The organism is Algoriphagus aquaeductus, from assembly GCF_003253485.1.
In the GTDB taxonomy this organism is placed as follows: domain Bacteria; phylum Bacteroidota; class Bacteroidia; order Cytophagales; family Cyclobacteriaceae; genus Algoriphagus; species Algoriphagus aquaeductus.
Genome location: NZ_QKTX01000037.1, coordinates 1 through 2,357, shown reverse-complemented (window position 1 = coordinate 2,357; position 2,357 = coordinate 1). Strand labels below are relative to the sequence as shown.

General features: G+C 39.8%; 2 protein-coding genes. Both read right to left on the bottom strand.

The genetic code is table 11. From position 1 onward, the window contains the following. Window positions 1-323: 323 nt before the first annotated feature. Window positions 324-1,709: a Fic family protein gene (locus CLV31_RS21625; protein ID WP_111395171.1), complete on the bottom strand. Its 1,386-nt coding sequence runs from the start codon at window positions 1,707-1,709 to the stop codon at window positions 324-326. Window positions 1,710-1,929: 220 nt separating this feature from the next. Continuing rightward, entirely contained in the window at window positions 1,930-2,103 is a 174-nt protein-coding gene (locus tag CLV31_RS21915; protein ID WP_181452695.1) for a hypothetical protein, read from the bottom strand. Window positions 2,104-2,357 lie beyond the last annotated feature (254 nt).

Sequence of the window (2,357 nt, the reverse complement as noted above, 5' to 3'; positions counted from 1 at the left end):
ACAGCTCTCGATAGGTGTCATGAATAGTCTTTTCCATCCCGCAACGTTAGTCCCCATTCCATTACCCTTCAAGATGTGGTTCTTCGGATGGATACGAAAAAAGTGAGAGAGTCAAGGAAAAAACAAATGAAGAATCCATGGAATATAATGCTTACGGACTCGATGAATCACTTAATGTTATCGGAAATGAACTCTTAATTACTTTTGGCAAAGTTAAAGAAGAGGATTTTCGAGTTTGTAGAACAATTGGTATTCCGTATCCAGCAGTTTCAATTCTTAGTGCTAGATTGAAAAATTAGGCTTTGATTATCATAGACATTAACTTACTCTTTAGCATCCCATTTCATTTTCCAAGCTGAAAATTCAGAAGGTCTGATCCGATACCGGACAAAATTCCCTTCATGTAAACCGAGTAGTTCAGTTTCTACTACTTCAGAGAATCTGGATTGGTCAGGTTCTGGTAATTTTTTGACTTCAGATTTTATTGCTTGGGATGCAGCTTCTTTATCCATTGCATTGCTCACGATGTGGCTGACGATCGCTCTTATTTCTTCTCGGTATTTCATTCGGAAAGGATCCGGTTCTCCGAGCGATTGACGAATTGCTGCATACCTCAAAGCTGACCGCTCATAAGCCCACAAAAAAACATCTTTGAATAACTCAATACGATTTAATTCATAGATACCAAGGAGTCCTTTGACATAGCTTTCTTCCGGCACATCTATAAATGAAAGAGGGGCAAGGTTGTGTTTGTTTAAAGGAATATTGGCCGCCAATCTAGATACTCGTTTATTAACGTCATCAAATGGTTGGAGATACGGCAATTGAACCAAAACAAAAAAAGCTTGCTCGAATGGATTTTGGATTTGGCTTGCTTTTGCAAGGATAAGATTGAAGGATTCTTCAATGAGTTGCGGAATTCCCAACGGAGTAAATACGGAATTGGTGATTCCTATACCAAATGTTCTAAGTCTACCTGATGCAGCCGGATTAGGCAACAGGTTGTTTGAAAGCAGGGCATGCAGATTTAGAAAGGTATAGCGATTGAAGCCTACCTCATTAGACGATTCTACCAAAAACTCAATGGCTTCCTTGTGGTTGAGAATCATCTGCGTTTCCATCGGAGATTTGTTCGCTGGGGTTTTTCCATTATGGATAAGCAACTCCGTATCCAACAGGGAATAGGTATTTCCTTCCAGTCTACTTGAGTTCCAGGAAAGGTCGATCAACAAACGATTCAATATTTCTCTGGCATAGGTTCCTGCTGGCTGTTCTCCATTCCTGGTATTTCCCCATTCAGCCAGTTTTTGTTTTTCTTCTTTGCTGAGAAAGCTGTCGAAGTTGGGGCGGTAATTTTCCAAGAAATCCCGTTCGTATCCGACAGGTTTTCGTTGTGCTTCAGGACGGGAGACCAATGCAAAAATCTCTTTCCCTTCCTGTGAAAGTGGAATTAAAGACTGATGTTCATTCTTAAATTTATTATTGTTGGTATTTTCCGGAGTATCCGGGCTATTTAGATAATATTTCGTGGCTCGAGCTTCTCCTTCGGTACGAATCACTCCATTTTCTTTGAGGGCTTTCAGTCGTCGTTGTAGAGCTCTCTTTTCGATTCGAAATGGTAGCAGGATTAGAAGTTGTTCTATTCCTATGCCAGCGGGAGATGATGAAATTATTTCATGAATTAGTTGTAGCTCATCTCGATTTTTCATGTTCCGCCCATTCGTATTGAGACAATATTAGAAGTAAAATGACGCAATAAAAAGAAAAGTGTCGCAATAATTGACGCAAAACCAGTAATCACGTCAATTTTGTCCTAGATGAAAGTTCAACTGCCGAGGATTTCTCGGTAGTTCAACAAGAGGGCAGGCGATTGTATGAGAGGTTTTTTATTTTTTGGGACGGAATTGGGCCAGGTTTGGTAGACTTCAATTACATGTTTGTCCCCTTATTCTCCTCCTCTTCAAAATATTTCGCATATCGTTCCAAGTCCTCCTCCATGCATAGGGGAAGGTAATTGAGCCGAAAGCGATTGAGGAGTTCTGCTCTTTTCTTTAGAATTGAGGCACGCTTGAGAAGGAATTTTTCTCGGTGAGACTGTTTCAAAAATTGGATTTTCCTTCTCAAACTTCTTTTTTCGTTCCTTTCCAGTTTCATTTTCATTAAAAATTCCCCATCATTTATTGTCCGCATCTAGCCTGTTTAAAAATCCGTCACCCTCTCGAATTCCGATTCTAAATTACCTCGCTTAGGCATAAAAAAAATGAGGCTGTCTCAAAAGTAGATAGTTTAAAGGCTAGCTGATTTCTCGGCTAGCCTTTCTTGTTTAACTCAAAATGGATATTTTGAGGTGTGCAAAA